Source organism: Parvularcula bermudensis HTCC2503 (genome assembly GCF_000152825.2).
Taxonomy (GTDB): domain Bacteria; phylum Pseudomonadota; class Alphaproteobacteria; order Caulobacterales; family Parvularculaceae; genus Parvularcula; species Parvularcula bermudensis.
In genome coordinates, this window is the sequence record NC_014414.1 from 2176334 (window position 1) to 2192656 (window position 16323).

The window sequence follows — 16323 nt, forward strand, 5'->3', positions numbered from 1 at the left end:
TCACCATGATTCCGCTGGTGTCACCCGATCAAATGCAGAATGTCGACCAGCGCACCATCGCCGCCGGTACCGACGGCTTTGTCTTGATGCGGCGGGCAGGGGCTGCAATTGCCGCTGTTCTACGCGGTCGATGGAGCGCAAGGCCGGTCCTTGTCCTCACCGGCCCTGGCCAGAATGGCGGGGATGGCTGGATCGTGGCGGATCTGTTGGCGCGGGCAGGATGGCCCGTCACCGTCGCAACGAACTGGGCCCCCTCCACCCTGAAAGGCGATGCGCACAGGGCCGCGGCGAGGGCGGGGCTCTCGCCGATTTCTCTCACCGAGGCGCTGTCCCGACCGCATACGCTTGTGGTCGATGCGCTGTTCGGAGCGGGGCTGAGCCGTCCGATTAAAGGGCCACCCGCGGCGATCATCAATGCGGTGAAAGAATGGGGAGCGGCCGTTATCGCCGCCGATCTGCCGTCTGGCCTTGATGGCCGCACCGGGCAAATCCATGGAGACGCGTTGACGGCCTCGGCCACGGTGACCTTCGGGGCGGCAAAACCCGGCCATTTTATCGGGGAGGGCCTCTCGCTTTGCGGTGATCTGCATATCGCCGATATCGGGCTCGACCTCCGCTCAGATGATGCGGCGGCGATCCTCAACCATCCAGAGGCGTGGCGCCAAGACCTGCCCTGGCCGCCCCGCGCCGCCCATAAATACGACCGGGGCGGCGTGCTTGTCCTCGCCGGCCCCCGTCACCAGACCGGCGCCGCCCGCTTATGCGCCGAGGCCGCCGCCCGGGCAGGGGCGGGGGCGGTGACTCTTGCGTGTCGGCCGTCGGCTGCGGATATCATCGCGGGACACGAGACCGCTGCCCTCCTTGCGATCTTGAGAGAAGATGACGACCTCGCCGCCCTCTGTCGCAGCAAGCGGGTGAAAGCGGTGGCGATCGGCCCGGGCCTTGGCATGGATGAGGCGGCGCGCAGCGCCCTCAGGACCATCCTTACCGCCCAGATTCCGGCGGTTCTCGATGCCGATGCCCTCACCTTGATAGCCCGCGACCGGTCCCTGCGGGAGCGGTTGGGCTGCCACCATGTGCTGACGCCTCATGAGGGGGAATTTTCTCGCCTGTTTCCCGATTGGGAGGGGGATGCCCTCTCCCGGTGTGCGAAAGCCGCCGATGAGCTCGGCACCACCCTCCTGCTGAAGGGGGCCGCTACCGTCATCGCAACCCCCGGCGCCCGCCCGGTGATCAATGCCCATGCAAGCCCAGTCCTCGCCACCGCCGGCTCGGGGGATGTCCTCACGGGGATCATTGCCGGGCTGATCGCGCAAGATATGCCGCCCCATAATGCCGCCTGTGCCGGGGCATGGCTGCATGGCGAGGGGGGATTGGCGGCGGACCCGGGGCTCACCGCGGAAGACCTACCGGCGGAGGTCGGGGCGGCAATGGCGGCGGCCTCTCAGGCGCGCCCACAGCGGGCGCGGCGGCTCGGTCAACGCTGAAGGGCCGCCATGTCGAGCCGCGCTGGGCAGGGAGCTACCAAGGCAAAGAGCCTCTTTCCCTCAGCGGCGGCGCCCGCTATGGGCCAGGGCTTCGCGGATGTGGCGGAACTGGTAGACGCGCTGGATTTAGGTTCCAGTGCCGCAAGGCGTGGAGGTTCGAGTCCTCTCATCCGCACCAAATTCCTTGCGCACCCGCCTCCGGCTGGTTGAACGTTCGGGCGGTTCGGGGCAGTCCTCTAGAGCGTTTTCCGACCGTCTGGAATCGTTCGGGGATTCACACGTCTGACGGATTGTGATTCACGCTTGGTGCTGGGCGGAGGCCAGCACCTATGGCGAAGGCTCTATCGGTTGATTTGCGATCTCGTGTCGTGCGGTCGGTGACCGAAGACGGACTGTCCTGCCACCGGGCAGCTGACCGGTTTGGTGTCTCAGTGTCGAGCGCGATCCGCTGGGTTCAGGCGTTCCGAGAGCGGGGCAACGTGGCGCCGAAGCCGCAGGGTGGCGACCAGCGGTCACGGCGGATCGAAGCGCTGGCGGATGAGATCCTCGCCTATCTGGAAGCCCACAAGGACGTGACGCTTGAAGACATGGCCGCCTGGATCGAGGCCGAGCATGGCGAGCGCTTCGCGGTCTCGACGGTGCATCGTTTCTTCCAGCGGCACGGGATCAGCTTCAAAAAAAACGGCACACGCCGCCGAACAGGACCGGCCGGACGTGAAGAAGCGGCGGCAGGCCTGGTTCGACGCCCAAGCTGATCTCGACCCGGAGCGTCTTGTCTTCATCGATGAAACCGGCGCGTCCACGAAGATGGCACGCCTCTATGGCCGGGCTCCACGGGGAGAGCGATGCAAATCACCGATCCCGCATGGCCACTGGAAGACCACGACCTTCACCGGCGCCTTGCGATTGTCCGGGCTCGGTGCACCTATGGTACTAGATGGCCCGATGCATGGCGAAGCTTTCCTCGCCTATGTCGAGCAGGTCCTGACGCCGACGCTCCAGCCTGGCGACATCGTCATCATGGACAATCTGCCGGCACACAAACCAGCCGCGGTCCGGCAAGCTATCGAGGCCGTAGGCGCCAGCCTCCAGTTCCTCCCGCCGTACTCGCCGGACCTCAACCCGATCGAGATGGCCTTCTCGAAGCTGAAGGCTATCCTGAAAAAGGCGACCGCCCGGACGATCGACGATCTGTGGCGGGTCATCGGAGAAAGCCTCGACGCCTTCACGCCGACTGAATGCAGAAACTTCTTCGCCGCAGCCGGATATGAACCGGAGTGATCGGAATCTGCTCTAGGTTCACCCTTTCTCCTCTGACGGCGCGGGGCGCCTTTGAGGGGGCGGGCGAGGGGAGGTCTCTTGACGTCGCTCTTTGCTGCGCTGTCGCCTCAGTGCATCCATTGATGCGGAGAACGAGGGATCTCGGCCGGGGCGTCTATCTTCTTAGGCTGAGTTGCAAAGAGAGGCGCCGTTCATTTTCGGACCAAAGGGTCGGATAAAGAAGATCGACGGTTTCCAGTCTCGAAGGGTCGAGAAGGTTCTCGCCAAGGATCGTCAGAGAAACCTGAGGCGTAAGGGCATGGGAGAGACGCAGATCAAGATCTGTGTAGTCCTCGGCAACCAGGCCACCGGTAGTCTCTCCGACCCAGCGAACCCATACGGAACCGTTGGTTTTCTCCGTAAACGAAAGATCTGTCTTAATCCCAATTTGAGCTTCTGGCCCTGCCCCCTGATTGTATTCTATCGAGCCGCTGCCCAACACCAAGGGGTCATAAGATTCGCTCCGTGAGAGATAGTTCCCGATCAAATTAACGGTCGCGCGGTCACTGGCCGTCCATTCTGCATGGAGTTCAACCCCTTTTGTCGTTTCGTCCCCGCCGGAGATGATATTGGTCGCGTTTAATGCCCGAACTGGAACCGGGCTCCCGCCCGGGCCGATGGGCGCGAAGACGAATGAAAATTCGCTCGTTTGGAACCCCATCAAATCGGAGTATTCATTCCAAAACCCCGTAACATCGATGGTCAGTCGATCGGTCACCTGACGGCGATAACCGAGTTCTATAGCGATTAATTCCTCAGCGGAAAGATCACCGCCGCCTGTCAGGGTAGAATCCACGGGCACGGGAATCGCCGGCGGGTTCGCCGCCGTCGTAAAGGAGTTCTCGATTCCCCGTTCAAATATGCCCGGTGTTCGGATCGCGCGAGACAGGGCCGCCCAATAGCTCGACCTATCGGTCGTATAGATAGAGCGGACGCTCGGCTGAACTTCCCAGCCGGTAAACTCGTTATGCTCGACCTTCGTTCCGAAGGAGACCCGCAATTTGCGATCGAACCCGAATACATCCCCCTGGATGAAGCCCGCATAAAGGGACCGGTTATTCGATGGCCCCTCGCTGACAACGCCGACAACCTGCGGATTGCTGTCAATATCATCGTTAATCTGACGATAGCTCATGCCCCAGATCGTCTCCCACCGGGCGTTCCAGGTAATGGAATGTGAAAAATCGAGATCGAAGGTGCGTGACTTCACAATCAAATTCGTCGCGTCTCTTTCAAGATCGGCGAAATACGACTGAAGGGTGATTTGGCCACCGCTCTCCGTCTTTCGACTCCACCTCGACAAGAAGTTGAACTCACGGTGTTCGGAATCGCTGATAGTCTCAATTTCACCAGGCGGCGCAATCAACGGATTATTGTACGTCGAGGACTGATCATACTCGGCAAAGACTCCATCGCCTTGGAGAGTAAACGAGTCCTCTTCGTTGGGTTCCCAATCGACGCGAAAGCCTAATTGTCCGCGAAGGGCGGCCTCGTTCACCGGTTCCTCCACGATGGAGGCAATCAACGGCGCCGATTTTTGTACGGTGGCCCACATCCTGGCGGCGGCATTTTCACTCAGACGCATGCCCTGACGCACATAGAGGCGCCCGAAATCCTCACCCGACTCGGTCAACCCGCCGCTCAACGTTGTGCTTTGCAAGAGGGTATCGACCGAATGTTTGCTGACAATATTGATCACGCCGTTGACGGCGTTGGCGCCGTAGAGCGTGGAACCCGGCCCCCTAATAACCTCGATCCGTTCGATATCTTCCACCGGCAATAATTGCGCGTCCCAAAAGACCCCGGACAGTGTCGGCTGATAAACCGCCCGACCGTCCACAAGGACGAGAAGTTTGTTTGCGTACCGCCAATTATACCCACGGATCGAAATCGCATAGGTTGAATCGTCGATCATCGCGACCTCAACCCCAGGGACGAGCCGCAGCACCTCAGGAATGGTCGTGGCCCCGCTTGTCCGGATGTCGTTTTCGGAAATCACGAAAATCGCAGCGGCGGTTCGGCTCACCGATTGGGGCTTCTTCGCCACCGAGGTCACCTCGACGGCCATCAGTTCATCGAGCGACATCTCCGATAGGTCATCATCGGCCGCATGGGCGGCCGAAACCGTAAACGCGGTCGACAATAAGAGGCTACGAAGGAAGGTTAGGTGCACCACTTCGGGTCACTCGCATTTTAGCTAATCGTTTTCGGGTTATGCCGCGTTGAGCTTAATACGCGGTGAAAGCCGACCAGATGTGAGCGGCCCGCCGTCGTTCCCGATACTAAGGCCCCAGGTCCGTTGCCTCACGCTAACGGCGAAAGGACATTGGCCCCAATGCGATGGGGGCGAGCAACCGACCTGTCGCTGGTTGGGGCCGCTACCTAGTTCGCGGAATATCCCCTCGCGTCCAATGAGGACAACGGCCGCAAGCCGGCATCGTTAGTCTATCCATGGCGAGAAGAGGGAGAGAAGGGGGAGAGGTGTTTCTTTCTTGTTTTGCCGCTTATCACTTTTGCCCCCTATCATTTTTGTCCCATGTCTTTGCCGTTAGGGGACACCCTGCCAAGTCTCGCAAGAGATGGCGCCGCTGATGTCTGGGCCCCGGCCAGAGAAAAGGATCGACGATGAAGGTTTTTGGATACGGAACCGAAGCAGCGGACAAGGACCTCGTTTCGGTCGTCTTTGAGCGCAAGGACCCGCGGGCGGGAGAAATTGCCTTCAAAGTGACCTATTGCGGTGTGTGTCACTCGGATCTTCACCAGGTCAGAAACGACTGGAGGAACACAACCTATCCCTGTGTCCCGGGCCATGAAGTGGTGGGTGAGGTCACAGCTGTCGGTGACGGTGTCACCCGGTTCGCCGTCGGCGACGTCATCGGCGTTGGCTGTATGGTAAATAGCTGCCTTGACTGCGAAAAATGCGACGCCGGGGTCGAGAATTACTGCCAGGGACCGAAGGGCTTCACCGCGACCTATAACGGTCCTGCCAAGGCGCGAGGGGAGAATACCTATGGCGGCTATACCAGCCATTTTGTGGTTCGTGAGGAATTCGCCATCACCGTGCCCAACGGCTATGACCCCCGTTATGTCGGCCCGGTCCTCTGCGCAGGGATCACCGTCTATTCGCCGATGAAACATTGGGGGCTTGAGGCAGGAAAGACCCTAGGTGTGGTCGGTGTCGGCGGCCTCGGCCATATGGCGATCAAACTGGGCAAGGCGCTCGGCGCCAGGGTCGTGGCCCTCACCCGCAGCGAAGGCAAAACGGATGAGATCCTGAAAATGGGCGCCGACGAGGTCGTGATCTCATCGGATAAAGAACAAATGAAGTCGGCCCGCCAAAGCCTTGACCTGATGATCAACACCATCCCCGTACCCCATGACATCAATCCCTATGTCGGCCTGATGAAGAGTGACTCGACCATTGTCATCGTCGGCAATTTGACAAATTTCGAAAACGTCGTTCCCGGGCCCCTCGTCTTCAATCGCATCGGCATTGCCGGCTCACTGATCGGCGGGATCAAGGAGACCCAAGAGGTGCTCGACCTGTGTGCAGAACACGATATTACGCCGTCGATCAAAATGGTGAAGATGCAGGACATCAACGATGTTTTGTCGACCCTTGAGGAAGGGAATGACGGCGATTTCCGCCATGTGATCGACATGCAATCCCTCCATGAGGCGACCGATCACCTTGAGCGTACGGCCGCGACGATCCCCGACCCCTATCGCGGTGATGTGGTGAACCGGAGGGCGAGCTGACGCGGGCCTCGTCCGGCTGCCTGCTCGGTACGGGCGCGAGCCATCGAGACCACAAGGGGGGCAGACCACGGGGGCCAGACCAGGGGGCCAGATAGCGGGGGGCCAGATAGCGGGGGGAGGCGTCCTTTGCCCGAAACCTGGACCAGCCCACAAAACCGGGGCTGTCGACAAAACAGGGCTTGCATCGCGCGCAATTTCGTCGCTTTTTGGGTCCCTCCTGCGGGTATAGCACAATGGTAGTGCAGCAGCCTTCCAAGCTGAGGATGCCGGTTCGATCCCGGCTACCCGCTCCAGTCGTTCGCCTTGTCTGACGCGAAGGGGTGCTGACACGGCGCTTTGCGGCGAAATCAGCTCACGCCGTCTCCACCACCTTGCGGCCCGTCGCGCCCACCCCCAAAAGCGGGGAGACCTATTCTGCCGAAGGAGACCCCATGGCCCTGCCTGATATCCTTGCCGACCGACTGCAATTGCCGGTGATTGGATCGCCGCTGTTCATCATTTCCAATCCCGATCTCGCCATCGCCCAATGCAAGGCGGGCATTGTCGGGGCGTTTCCCTCCCTCAATGCGCGTCCTTCGGGAACGCTTGAGGAATGGCTAAAGCGGATGAACGCCGAAGTGACCGAGGCGGATGCCCCTTACGCGGTCAACTTGATCGTCCACCGGTCGAATAACCGCCTCGAAGAAGACTTGGACCTTGTCGTCAAATATAAGGTCCCCATTGTGATCACCTCCCTCGGGGCTCGGCCGGAGGTCAACGAAGCGGTTCACAGCTATGGCGGGATTGTGTTTCACGACGTCATCAATACGACCTTTGCGAAAAAGGCGATTGAAAAGGGCGCGGACGGATTGATCGCTGTCGCCGCGGGGGCGGGCGGTCACGCCGGCACCGTCTCGCCCTTTGCCCTGGTCCAGGAGATCAGAACCTTTTTCGATGGCCCGCTTGCCCTGTCGGGCTCCATTGCGACGGGCAGCTCCATCCTTGCTGCGCTCGCGATGGGGGCGGATCTTGCCTATATCGGATCGGCCTTTATCGCGACCGAGGAAGCCAACGCCGTCGCCGCCTATAAGCAAATGATCGCCGACAGCACTGCCGATGATATTGTTTATTCAAACCTGTTTACCGGCGTACACGGCAATTACCTGAAGCCAAGCATTCGCGCGGCGGGGATGGATCCGGACGATCTGCCCGGGGCCGATCCCTCGAAAATGGATTTCGGGACCGGTGGCGACGAGGGCGGCTCCGATGCCAAGGCGTGGAAGGACATCTGGGGGGCAGGCCAGGGCATTGGGGCGATCGATAGTGTTCAACCCGCCGCGGCCTTTATCGACCGCCTCAAGCGCCAATATGCCGATGCCCGCATCCGGCTCAGCACCTGAGGAGGGACGGCAAGCGGTTTGACGGCGGGACGGCTCGCCCCTACCCCTGCCGCGATATATATCACGCATTCTTAGTAAGACGGAGCATCTCATGGCTGATAACCGGGTCGAACGGTCGGGCCTGTCGATTGAAGCGGGTCTCGCCGATTTTATCGAAAACGAAGTGTTGGCGCCGATGGGTCGCGATCAGGCGGCCTTTTGGGAGGGCGCGGCGAAGATCATCGCTGATTTCACGCCGAAAAATCGGGCATTGCTGGCAAAGCGCGCCGAACTCCAGGCTAAAATCGACGACTATCACCGGGAGACCAAGGCCCCGGTCGACCAAGCGAGCTATCAGGCGTTTCTCCGCGACATTGGCTATCTGGTCGACGACCCCGCCCCGTTTTCCGTTGATACTGAGAATGTTGATCCTGAACTTGCCACCCTGGCCGGCCCGCAGCTTGTCGTTCCCGTCCTGAACGCCCGGTATGCGCTCAACGCCGCCAATGCGCGGTGGGGCAGCCTCTATGACGCGTTTTACGGCACCGATGCGATCCCGTTCACGGGGTCGGAGCAAAAGGGATATGATCCCGAGCGGGGGAGCCGGGTCATCGCCCAGGCGAAGGCGTTTCTCGACAAAGCCGCCCCGCTTAATGACGGTATTCACAGCGAAGTGAAACGCTACTGCATTGAGGAGGGGAAACTTATCCCCACCCTGAGGGATCCCGGCCAGTTTGTCGGCTATACCGGCGAGCCCGAGGCGCCCCAGACCCTTCTCCTCCGCCACCATGGTTTGCATATTGAGATCCGGATCGATGCGGATCATCCGATCGGCAAAACCGACCCGGCGCATGTCGCGGATATCCATCTTGAATCGGCGCTCTCTTCGATCGTCGACCTCGAAGACTCCGTCGCGGCCGTCGATGGTGAGGATAAGACCCTTGCCTATCGGAACTGGCTGGGATTGATGCGCGGCGATCTCAAGGAGACCTTCGAGAAGGGGGGAGAAACCCGCACACGCGAACTGCAGGCGGACCGCGCCTACACCGCCGCTTCGGGGGAGGGAGAGGTGACCGTCAAGGGTCGTTCACTCCTCCTTGTACGGAATGTTGGACACTTGATGACCAATCCCGCCGTGCAGCTGGCTGACGGGACCGATGTCCCTGAGGGCATTCTCGACGCTATCGTGACGAGCCTGTGCTCGATCGTCGATGTCGAAGGAAAGGGCCGTTTCCGCAATTCCGAAAAGGGCTCGGTCTATATCGTCAAACCGAAGATGCACGGGCCCGAGGAATGTGCGTTCACGAACGAGCTGTTTGATGCCGTCGAGGATCTTCACCAATTGCCCCGACACACGTTGAAGGTCGGTGTGATGGACGAGGAACGTCGGACATCCGCGAACCTCGCCGCCTGTATCGAAGCTGTTCGTCATCGGATCGTCTTTATCAATACCGGGTTCCTCGATCGGACCGGGGACGAAATGCACACCTCCATGGAGGCCGGTCCGATGATTCGTAAGGCGGAGATGAAAGGCTCGTCCTGGATTGATGCGTATGAGAAGCGCAATGTCGCGATCGGCCTTGCCTGTGGCCTGTCGGGCAAAGCCCAGATCGGCAAAGGCATGTGGGCGGCGCCGGATCGCATGGCAGACATGCTCGAGCAAAAGATCGGCCACCCGAAGACCGGCGCCAATTGCGCCTGGGTTCCAAGTCCCACGGCGGCGACGCTCCACGCGCTCCACTATCACGAGGTGGATGTCTTTGCCCGTCAGGACGAGGTGAAGGCCGCCGGGATCCCCTCCCTTGACGATCTTCTGACAATTCCCGTGGCGCGGGAGACGAATTGGCCTGAGGAGGCGCTGCGCAACGAGATCGAAAACAACGTCCAGGGGATCCTTGGCTATGTTGTGCGCTGGATCGACCAAGGGGTTGGCTGTTCGAAGGTCCCCGACATCAACGATATCGGCCTGATGGAAGATCGAGCCACTTTGCGTATTTCCTCACAGCATGTGGCAAACTGGCTTCACCACGGCATCGTCTCGGCGGATATGGTCACCGCAGCGTTCGAGAAGATGGCGGAAAAGGTCGACGCGCAGAATGCCGGCGACCCGGCCTATGAACCGATGGCCCCGAATTTCGATGCGTCGATTGCGTATCAAGCGGCCAAGGCCCTGGTCTTTGAGGGGCGGGTCCAGCCGAGCGGCTATACCGAACCGCTGCTTCACCAATATCGGCTGAAGAAGAAATCTCAGTAAAAGACGGGCCGGTAAAAAACGGGCCAGTAAAAGACGGAGAGGGGGAGGAGGTTTGTTTCGACAACTGTCGACAGACCCCCTGCCTCCTCCATCGTCTCCCGTGAACGAAAGCTCAGCGATGTCGCGCAAGTCGATGTCACCTGCCGCGATGTCACCAGCCCCGGGGAAAGGGGGTTAGGGACTGGGCAGCGGCCCTTTTTTCGCAACCTGGCGAAGGGTAAAGCTCGACTCGATTGAGGCGATGTTTTCGGTCCTGAGAAGTCCCTCAGACAGAAACTGCTCATAAGCGCTGAGGCTCGGTAGAACGACCTTGATGAAATAGTCGTATTTTCCGGTGACCAGGACGCATTCCATCACTTCGGGCCGCTCGGCGATACTTTTCTCAAAGGCCCGCAATGAGGCGTCGTCTTCCTTATCGAGCTTGACCAAAATGATCACCGAGACCGGCAGACCCAGGACTTCGAGATCGAGGTCCGACCGATAGCCGGTGATCACTTTCTCTTTCTCTAGCCGTCGCAGTCGTCGCAGACAGGGGGTCGGTGACAGGCCGACTTTCTCCGCCAGCTCCGCATTCGTGATTCGCGCATTTTCCTGAAGATGGGAAAGGATACGTCTATCGATCTGATCGAGTTTCAAACCGGCCCTCGGGCGTTATTATGCATTATTGTTGTGTCCGTATTTCACAGGGACGGCAACGCGAAAAGGTGTTTTTCGGCTAAATGACCTTTCTTTCTGAGCAGGGGAGGCTCTTAATCGGCGATTTCCTGCATATCAGGGGTCGTTGAACGGGGATTGAGGGTCAATGCGGGTCGCCACACTTGATTTGGGCACCAATAATTGCCGCCTTGCCATCGCTGAGGGGTCGCCCCACGCGCCGGTCATACTCGAACAGTTCTCGCAAATAACACGCTTGGGGGAGAGCCTTGTCCCTGACGGCCCGCTGTCTCCTCACGCAAAGGCGCGAACGCGGGCTGCTTTGTTGGAATGCGCGGCAATCGTCGAAAAATGGAAGGTCGTGCAGGCCCGGTGCGTTGCCACCGCCGCCTGTCGGATTTCAGCGGATGGCCTTGAATTCATCCGGGATATGCGCGCCGAGACGGGGTTGCCCCTCGAAATCATTACCGCAGAAGAAGAAGCGCGGCTGGCGGCGGCGGGGGCCGTGGACTTGCTGGGCGAGGACGCTGAGGGGGGGATGATCGTCGATATCGGTGGCGGGTCGACCGAACTTGTCTTTGTCGACCCCCATGCCCCCCTCGCCATGACCTATTGGACGTCGGTGCCGGTCGGTGTTGTCAGCCTGGCGGACCAGTTCCCGCATGATGTTTTTGACGGCGAACAGTACGAAACCATGGTTGCGGCCATCACAGAGAAGGTGGCCCCCTTCCTCCAGCACGCCGATCTTGTGGCCCATGCCCAGCCGGCACAGTGCCATCTGATCGGCATGTCGGGCACAAGCACGGCGCTGGCCAGTGTTCATCTGGGGTTGGCCCATTACACCCGCGACGCGGTCGACGGCCGCTGGCTGTCTCGCAATGAGGTCACCCGCCTGATCACCAGGCTCAGGTCGCAGGATTTGGCGCAGCGGGCGCGACATCCCGGAATTGGGAAAGACCGTGCCGATCTCATCGTCCCGGGAGGCGCGATCCTCGATTCGATCTTTCGGTCCTGGCCCGTTCCTCGGATGCGGGTGGGGGATCGCGGATTACGTGAGGGCATGCTGCGTTTGCTGCTTCACGATCAATAACCTTGCGGCAGCGTGAATTTCCGCTATTCACCGCCATGGCCGAGCGTCCTAAAAAACCGTCCAAGTCGCCGAAAAAGCCGTCCGCTGCGTCGCGGGCGCGCGGGAAGGGCGGCCAGCGGCAGACGGCCATGGGGGAGCTACCGCCAAAGCGGACCCTGTCTAAGGAAACCCGCGCCGAGGCGGACCAACTCGCCGCCAGAGAGCTGACCGAAAAGGTGAAGACGGCCAGGGGCCGCAAGATTTCCTCAAAGCTCTGGCTCGAACGTCAATTGAACGATCCCTATGTGGCCCGTGCCCGGGCGGAAGGGTTTCGCAGCCGCGCGGCCTATAAACTCCTCGAACTCGACGAAAAATTCGGATTGTTGCGCCCCGGCGCGCGGGTCGTCGACCTTGGCGCCGCCCCCGGCGGGTGGTCGCAAGTGGCGGGGCGCGCTGTCCTGCCCGGCGGGCAGGTGGTCGGCATTGACTATCTCGATATGCCCCCCCTCGATGGGGTCACGCTGCTGAAGGCGGATTTTCTCGACGAAGACACCCCCGGACGTTTGCGCGCGGTTCTTGGGGGGCCGGCCCATCTTGTTTTATCGGATATGGCGGCCCCCACGACTGGCCACAAATCCACCGATCATTTAAGGATTGTGGCGCTGGCGGAAGCCGCGCTCGATTTTGCCGAAACAGTGCTGGCACCGGGCGGCGGTTATGTCGCGAAAGTGCTGCAAGGGGGGAGTGAGAAGTCGCTCCTTGACCGACTGAAGGCAGATTTCACCGACGTCGCCCACGCCAAACCCAGTGCAAGCCGAGCGGAGTCTGCGGAAATGTACGTCGTCGCGACAGGCTATCGCAGCGCCAAAGGAAAGCCGTCATGAGAATTCATGTGTGTTCGTTGGAGAAAGCGCCCCCTCTGAGTGAGGAGATCCGGCCGGGCTGTGCCGTCAGCCTTTTGTCGCCGGAAGATGCCTTCCCCACCCTCAGTGCACAGAACCATCACAGGGTCAGTATGCATGACATCAGCGAGGTGTTGCCCGACCATCAGCCGCCCATGCATCACCATGTTGAGAGGTTGGTGGCATTCCTTGAAGATTGGGATCCGTCAACACCGCTTCTGATCCACTGCTATGCTGGCATCAGCCGCTCCACCGCCTCGGCTTTTACGGCGGCCTGTCTGAAAAATCCCGATACCGAAGAGACGCACATCGCGGATCATCTCCGATCCGCCTCATCCACGGCCCACCCCAACCGCCGCATCGTTCAGTTTGCCGACGATGTGCTTGGCAGAGAAGGGCGCATGGTTGCAGCCATTCAGGGGATTGGCCGTGGAGTTGTGGCAGAAGTGGCCCAACCCTTTTCAATTCCCGCTCGATTTCCCGCTCGACCTTGAGGAGACCTCCCATGCGAATCCGTGATGCCCTGACCTTCGACGATGTATTGCTTGAGCCCCAGGCGTCGAGCGTTCTGCCAACTGAGGTCAATGTTCAAAGCAAGCTGACGTCACGTATCACGCTCAATATTCCGATCCTCTCCTCTGCGATGGATACGGTCACCGAGGCGGAGATGGCGATCGCCATGGCCCAGGAGGGGGGGATCGGCGTTCTGCATCGAAACATGTCTATCGAAGAACAGGCAGAACATGTCCGGCGGGTCAAGCGATATGAGAGCGGCATGGTCGTCGCCCCCTTCACCCTTTGCCCTGACTCCACACTTGGCGAAGCCAAGGCGATCATGGCTACCCGGAATATTTCCGGCTTTCCGGTGGTTGAAGATCCCGACGAAACGGGCCGAGGACGCCTTGTCGGGGTGCTGACCAATAGGGACATTCGGTTTGCCGACGATCTGGGACAGCCTGTACGGGAGATTATGACCTCCGAGAACCTCGCCACCGTCAAGCCGGGCGCCAGCCAGGAGGAGGTTCGGGAAATTGTGCACCGGCGGCGTATCGAGCGGGTGATCGTTGTGGACGATGAGTATCGCTGTATCGGGCTGATCACCGTCAAAGATATGATGAAGCTCGAACGGCACCCCCGATCGGTGAAGGACGAAGAAGGTCGATTGCGCGTCGCCGCGGCCTCGACGGTCGGCAATGAAGGGATTCTCCGCGCCGAAGCGCTGATCGATGCGGGCGTCGACGTTATCGTGATTGATACGGCGCACGGCCATTCCGCGGCGGTGGCAAAGGCCGTGGAGCAGGTCAAGAAGCTGTCCAACACCGTTCAAGTGATCGCGGGGAACGTCGCAACCTATGAAGCGGCCAAAGCCCTGGCAGGCGCTGGGGCCGACGCGATCAAGGTCGGGATCGGCCCAGGTTCGATATGCACAACGCGGATTGTTGCTGGCGTCGGGGTGCCGCAGCTCACCGCGATTGCCGATGCCGCGCGCGCCGGGGACGAAGAGGGGGTGCCGATCATCGCTGATGGCGGCATCAAATATTCAGGCGATATGGCGAAGGCGCTGGCCGCGGGGGCCTCGACCGCCATGATCGGCAGCCTTCTGGCGGGGACGGACGAGTCCCCCGGCGAAGTCTTTCTCTACCAGGGCCGGTCCTACAAATCCTATCGCGGGATGGGGTCGACGGGGGCGATGGCGCTCGGTTCGGCGGATCGCTATTTCCAGGCCGATGTGAAAGAGACCATGAAATTGGTCCCCGAGGGGATCGAAGGCCGCGTTCCCTATAAAGGGCCGATTGCGCCGATCCTGCACCAATTGGTGGGCGGGGTTCGGGCCAGTATGGGCTATGTCGGCGCGGAAAACCTTCAATCCCTGCGGGAGCGGGCGCGCTTTGTGCGGTTGACCAATGCCGGCCTTCGGGAAAGCCACGTCCACGACGTGTCTATCACCAGAGAAGCACCGAACTATCCGAGCCCGAATTGAGGACCAGGAGCCGCAGCGCACGAGGACGGAATAATGCGTGACGCCGGGCGCATCGCCGCCGCGCTCGACGTCTTGGCGCAGTTCGAGGCGCGCCGCGTGCCGATCAAAGTGTGTTTGGCCGACTGGGCCCGCGGGGCCCGCTATGCGGGGGCAAAGGACCGCGCCTTTATCGGGGGGGTCGTCCATGATGCCCTCCGCTACCGAAGAAGTCTTGAGCTCGACACGCGCCCGCGTATCGGGATCGGGCGTGTCCTGATGACGCTATGGGGCTGGCCCGAGGCCCGGCTGGTCGAGGCCTTTGCCGAGACGCCGCATGGTCCCGGGGCGTTAAGCGCCGAGGAAATCGACGCCATCGCCGAAGGGGCAACCCTGGCCGCCCGAGACGTTCGGCGGGACTGGCCTGAATTTGCCCTTCCCTTGCTCGAGCGGGTGAACGACAATCCGACGGCGGAGATTGAGGCCAATCGCGCCAGGGCGCCCGTGGATCTCAGAGTGAATACCTTAAGATCCGACCTGCCCCGCACGGAAAAGGCCCTGCGCGGTGAGGGGGCGGTGCCCGCCCCCCTTGCGGCCCTGGCCCTAAGATGCGCCGTCCCCGCCGCCGAGCGCCGGGGACCGGCGATCGAGATCACCCCTGCCTTTCAAAAAGGATGGGTCGAGATCCAGGACGAAGGCAGCCAGCTTGCCGCCCTCGCCATGGGCGACCTCGCCGGCGGTCAGATTCTCGATTTTTGCGCCGGGGCGGGCGGGAAAACCTTGGCCATGGCGGCTCACCTCGACAATCGCGGTCAGGTCTTTGCCTATGACATCGACGCGCGGCGCTTAGCGCCCCTCTATGACCGAGCGCGGCGGGCGGGGGTGCGCAATGTGCAGGTTCTGTCCCCGACAAGTGACGCGGCGCGCCTTGGGGATCTCACGGGTAAAATGGATGGCGTTTTCGTCGACGCGCCTTGTTCCGGTGCTGGGACATGGCGGCGGCGCCCGGACACGAAGTGGCGTCTGACGCCCGACCAATTGGCGACACGGCAAGAGGAACAGGATCGGGTTCTCGACCAGGCAGAAGCCTTTGTCAGGCCCGGTGGTATCCTTGTCTATGTCACCTGCTCGATCTTCGCCGAAGAGAATGAAGATCGGATCGCGGCCTTCCTCGATCGCCACCCGACCTATGATATCGAAGATCCAGGGGCGGCCATCACCGCCTCAGGGGGCGTCCATGCGGGCGCGGTATTGCCTCCCGCCGACGGGCGCGGTACGCTAAGGTTGAGCCCGGCAAAAACGGCCACGGACGGCTTTGCCATTACCCGCCTGCGACGGCGCGGCTAAATTCCGGGTTGGAAAAGCGTGAGAATGCCTCTAAGCCAGTGCTCATAGAGTTCGAACGGTGATGTTCGACTTTTTAAAATTCCTCATCTGATCTGATCATCGCCGCGACCGTGCTGCGGAAGAGCTTAGGCTGAGGATAGACGCCACCGAAGGGGGGCTCCCCGCTTCGATGGCGCAACTCCAGTACGGAGACCATGCAAGGCCCTGGCAGGATTG

General features: G+C 60.9%; 12 protein-coding genes and 2 tRNA genes. 12 read left to right on the plus strand and 2 right to left on the minus strand.

Annotation, left to right across the window (positions count from 1 at the left end; all coding sequences use genetic code 11):
* The first annotated feature begins 5 nt into the window (after window positions 1-5).
* The 3 genes from PB2503_RS10330 (at window position 6) to PB2503_RS14390 (ending at window position 2768) form a co-directional block, all read left to right on the plus strand.
* Complete coding sequence (locus tag PB2503_RS10330; RefSeq protein WP_013301203.1) at window positions 6-1487, plus strand: bifunctional ADP-dependent NAD(P)H-hydrate dehydratase/NAD(P)H-hydrate epimerase; 1482 nt, start codon at window positions 6-8, stop codon at window positions 1485-1487.
* 93 nt (window positions 1488-1580) lie between these two features.
* Window positions 1581-1665: transfer RNA gene (locus PB2503_RS10335), tRNA-Leu, on the plus strand.
* A gap of 151 nt (window positions 1666-1816) precedes the next feature.
* A protein-coding gene (locus PB2503_RS14390; RefSeq protein ID WP_420798244.1) for an IS630 family transposase occupies window positions 1817-2768 on the plus strand; the annotation gives its coding sequence in 2 pieces (ribosomal slippage) (window positions 1817-2160 and window positions 2159-2768; 954 coding nt in all).
* 154 nt (window positions 2769-2922) lie between these two features.
* Here PB2503_RS14390 and PB2503_RS10350 read toward each other — a convergent pair.
* Window positions 2923-4980: a TonB-dependent receptor plug domain-containing protein gene (locus PB2503_RS10350; RefSeq protein ID WP_148235258.1), complete on the minus strand. Its 2058-nt coding sequence runs from the start codon at window positions 4978-4980 to the stop codon at window positions 2923-2925.
* A 452-nt stretch (window positions 4981-5432) separates the two neighbouring features.
* On the opposite strand from PB2503_RS10350, the gene PB2503_RS10355 reads away from it, so the two are divergent.
* The 4 genes from PB2503_RS10355 to PB2503_RS10370 all read left to right on the plus strand — a co-directional run bounded on the left by PB2503_RS10355 (window position 5433) and on the right by PB2503_RS10370 (window position 10178).
* A complete protein-coding gene (locus tag PB2503_RS10355) occupies window positions 5433-6566 on the plus strand; it encodes an NAD(P)-dependent alcohol dehydrogenase (protein WP_013301207.1) in 1134 nt (377 codons plus the stop codon).
* Window positions 6567-6785: 219 nt separating this feature from the next.
* Window positions 6786-6859: transfer RNA gene (locus PB2503_RS10360), tRNA-Gly, on the plus strand.
* Between the two features lie 138 nt (window positions 6860-6997).
* Window positions 6998-7945 (plus strand): NAD(P)H-dependent flavin oxidoreductase, encoded by a 948-nt coding sequence (locus tag PB2503_RS10365; RefSeq protein ID WP_013301208.1) that lies wholly within the window; start codon window positions 6998-7000, stop codon window positions 7943-7945.
* 91 nt (window positions 7946-8036) lie between these two features.
* The gene (locus PB2503_RS10370) at window positions 8037-10178 is read left to right on the plus strand and encodes a malate synthase G (RefSeq protein ID WP_013301209.1); all 2142 of its coding nucleotides are present in this window, start codon (window positions 8037-8039) and stop codon (window positions 10176-10178) included.
* A gap of 174 nt (window positions 10179-10352) precedes the next feature.
* On the opposite strand, the gene PB2503_RS10375 is transcribed toward PB2503_RS10370, so the two are convergent.
* Window positions 10353-10814, minus strand: coding sequence for an Lrp/AsnC family transcriptional regulator (locus PB2503_RS10375; RefSeq protein ID WP_013301210.1), 462 nt, complete (start codon window positions 10812-10814; stop codon window positions 10353-10355).
* Between the two features lie 166 nt (window positions 10815-10980).
* Here PB2503_RS10375 and PB2503_RS10380 point away from each other — a divergent pair, with 166 nt between their 5' ends.
* The 5 genes from PB2503_RS10380 to PB2503_RS10400 all read left to right on the plus strand — a co-directional run bounded on the left by PB2503_RS10380 (window position 10981) and on the right by PB2503_RS10400 (window position 16107).
* A complete protein-coding gene (locus PB2503_RS10380; protein WP_013301211.1) occupies window positions 10981-11922 on the plus strand; it encodes a Ppx/GppA phosphatase family protein in 942 nt (313 codons plus the stop codon).
* Window positions 11923-12050: 128 nt separating this feature from the next.
* Window positions 12051-12785, plus strand: coding sequence for an RlmE family RNA methyltransferase (locus tag PB2503_RS10385; protein ID WP_013301212.1), 735 nt, complete (start codon window positions 12051-12053; stop codon window positions 12783-12785).
* A complete protein-coding gene (locus PB2503_RS10390; RefSeq protein WP_013301213.1) occupies window positions 12782-13297 on the plus strand; it encodes a tyrosine phosphatase family protein in 516 nt (171 codons plus the stop codon). Before PB2503_RS10385 ends, PB2503_RS10390 begins: the two co-directional genes overlap by 4 nt.
* A gap of 11 nt (window positions 13298-13308) precedes the next feature.
* Window positions 13309-14784, plus strand: coding sequence for an IMP dehydrogenase (guaB, locus tag PB2503_RS10395; protein WP_013301214.1), 1476 nt, complete (start codon window positions 13309-13311; stop codon window positions 14782-14784).
* A gap of 33 nt (window positions 14785-14817) precedes the next feature.
* Complete coding sequence (locus PB2503_RS10400) at window positions 14818-16107, plus strand: RsmB/NOP family class I SAM-dependent RNA methyltransferase (protein ID WP_013301215.1); 1290 nt, start codon at window positions 14818-14820, stop codon at window positions 16105-16107.
* Window positions 16108-16323: the final 216 nt, after the last annotated feature.

Excerpts from the sequence above, each read along its gene's own strand:
- PB2503_RS10365 (WP_013301208.1), top strand. The coding sequence starts at position 6,998 with ATGGCCCTGCCTGATATCCTTGCCGACCGACTGCAATTGCCGGTGATT.
- PB2503_RS10355 (WP_013301207.1), top strand. The coding sequence starts at position 5,433 with ATGAAGGTTTTTGGATACGGAACCGAAGCAGCGGACAAGGACCTCGTT.
- PB2503_RS10390 (WP_013301213.1), top strand. The coding sequence starts at position 12,782 with ATGAGAATTCATGTGTGTTCGTTGGAGAAAGCGCCCCCTCTGAGTGAG.
- PB2503_RS10385 (WP_013301212.1), top strand. The coding sequence starts at position 12,051 with ATGGGGGAGCTACCGCCAAAGCGGACCCTGTCTAAGGAAACCCGCGCC.
- PB2503_RS10370 (WP_013301209.1), top strand. The coding sequence starts at position 8,037 with ATGGCTGATAACCGGGTCGAACGGTCGGGCCTGTCGATTGAAGCGGGT.
- PB2503_RS10400 (WP_013301215.1), top strand. The coding sequence starts at position 14,818 with ATGCGTGACGCCGGGCGCATCGCCGCCGCGCTCGACGTCTTGGCGCAG.
- PB2503_RS10330 (WP_013301203.1), top strand. The coding sequence starts at position 6 with ATGATTCCGCTGGTGTCACCCGATCAAATGCAGAATGTCGACCAGCGC.
- guaB (WP_013301214.1), top strand. The coding sequence starts at position 13,309 with ATGCGAATCCGTGATGCCCTGACCTTCGACGATGTATTGCTTGAGCCC.
- PB2503_RS10380 (WP_013301211.1), top strand. The coding sequence starts at position 10,981 with ATGCGGGTCGCCACACTTGATTTGGGCACCAATAATTGCCGCCTTGCC.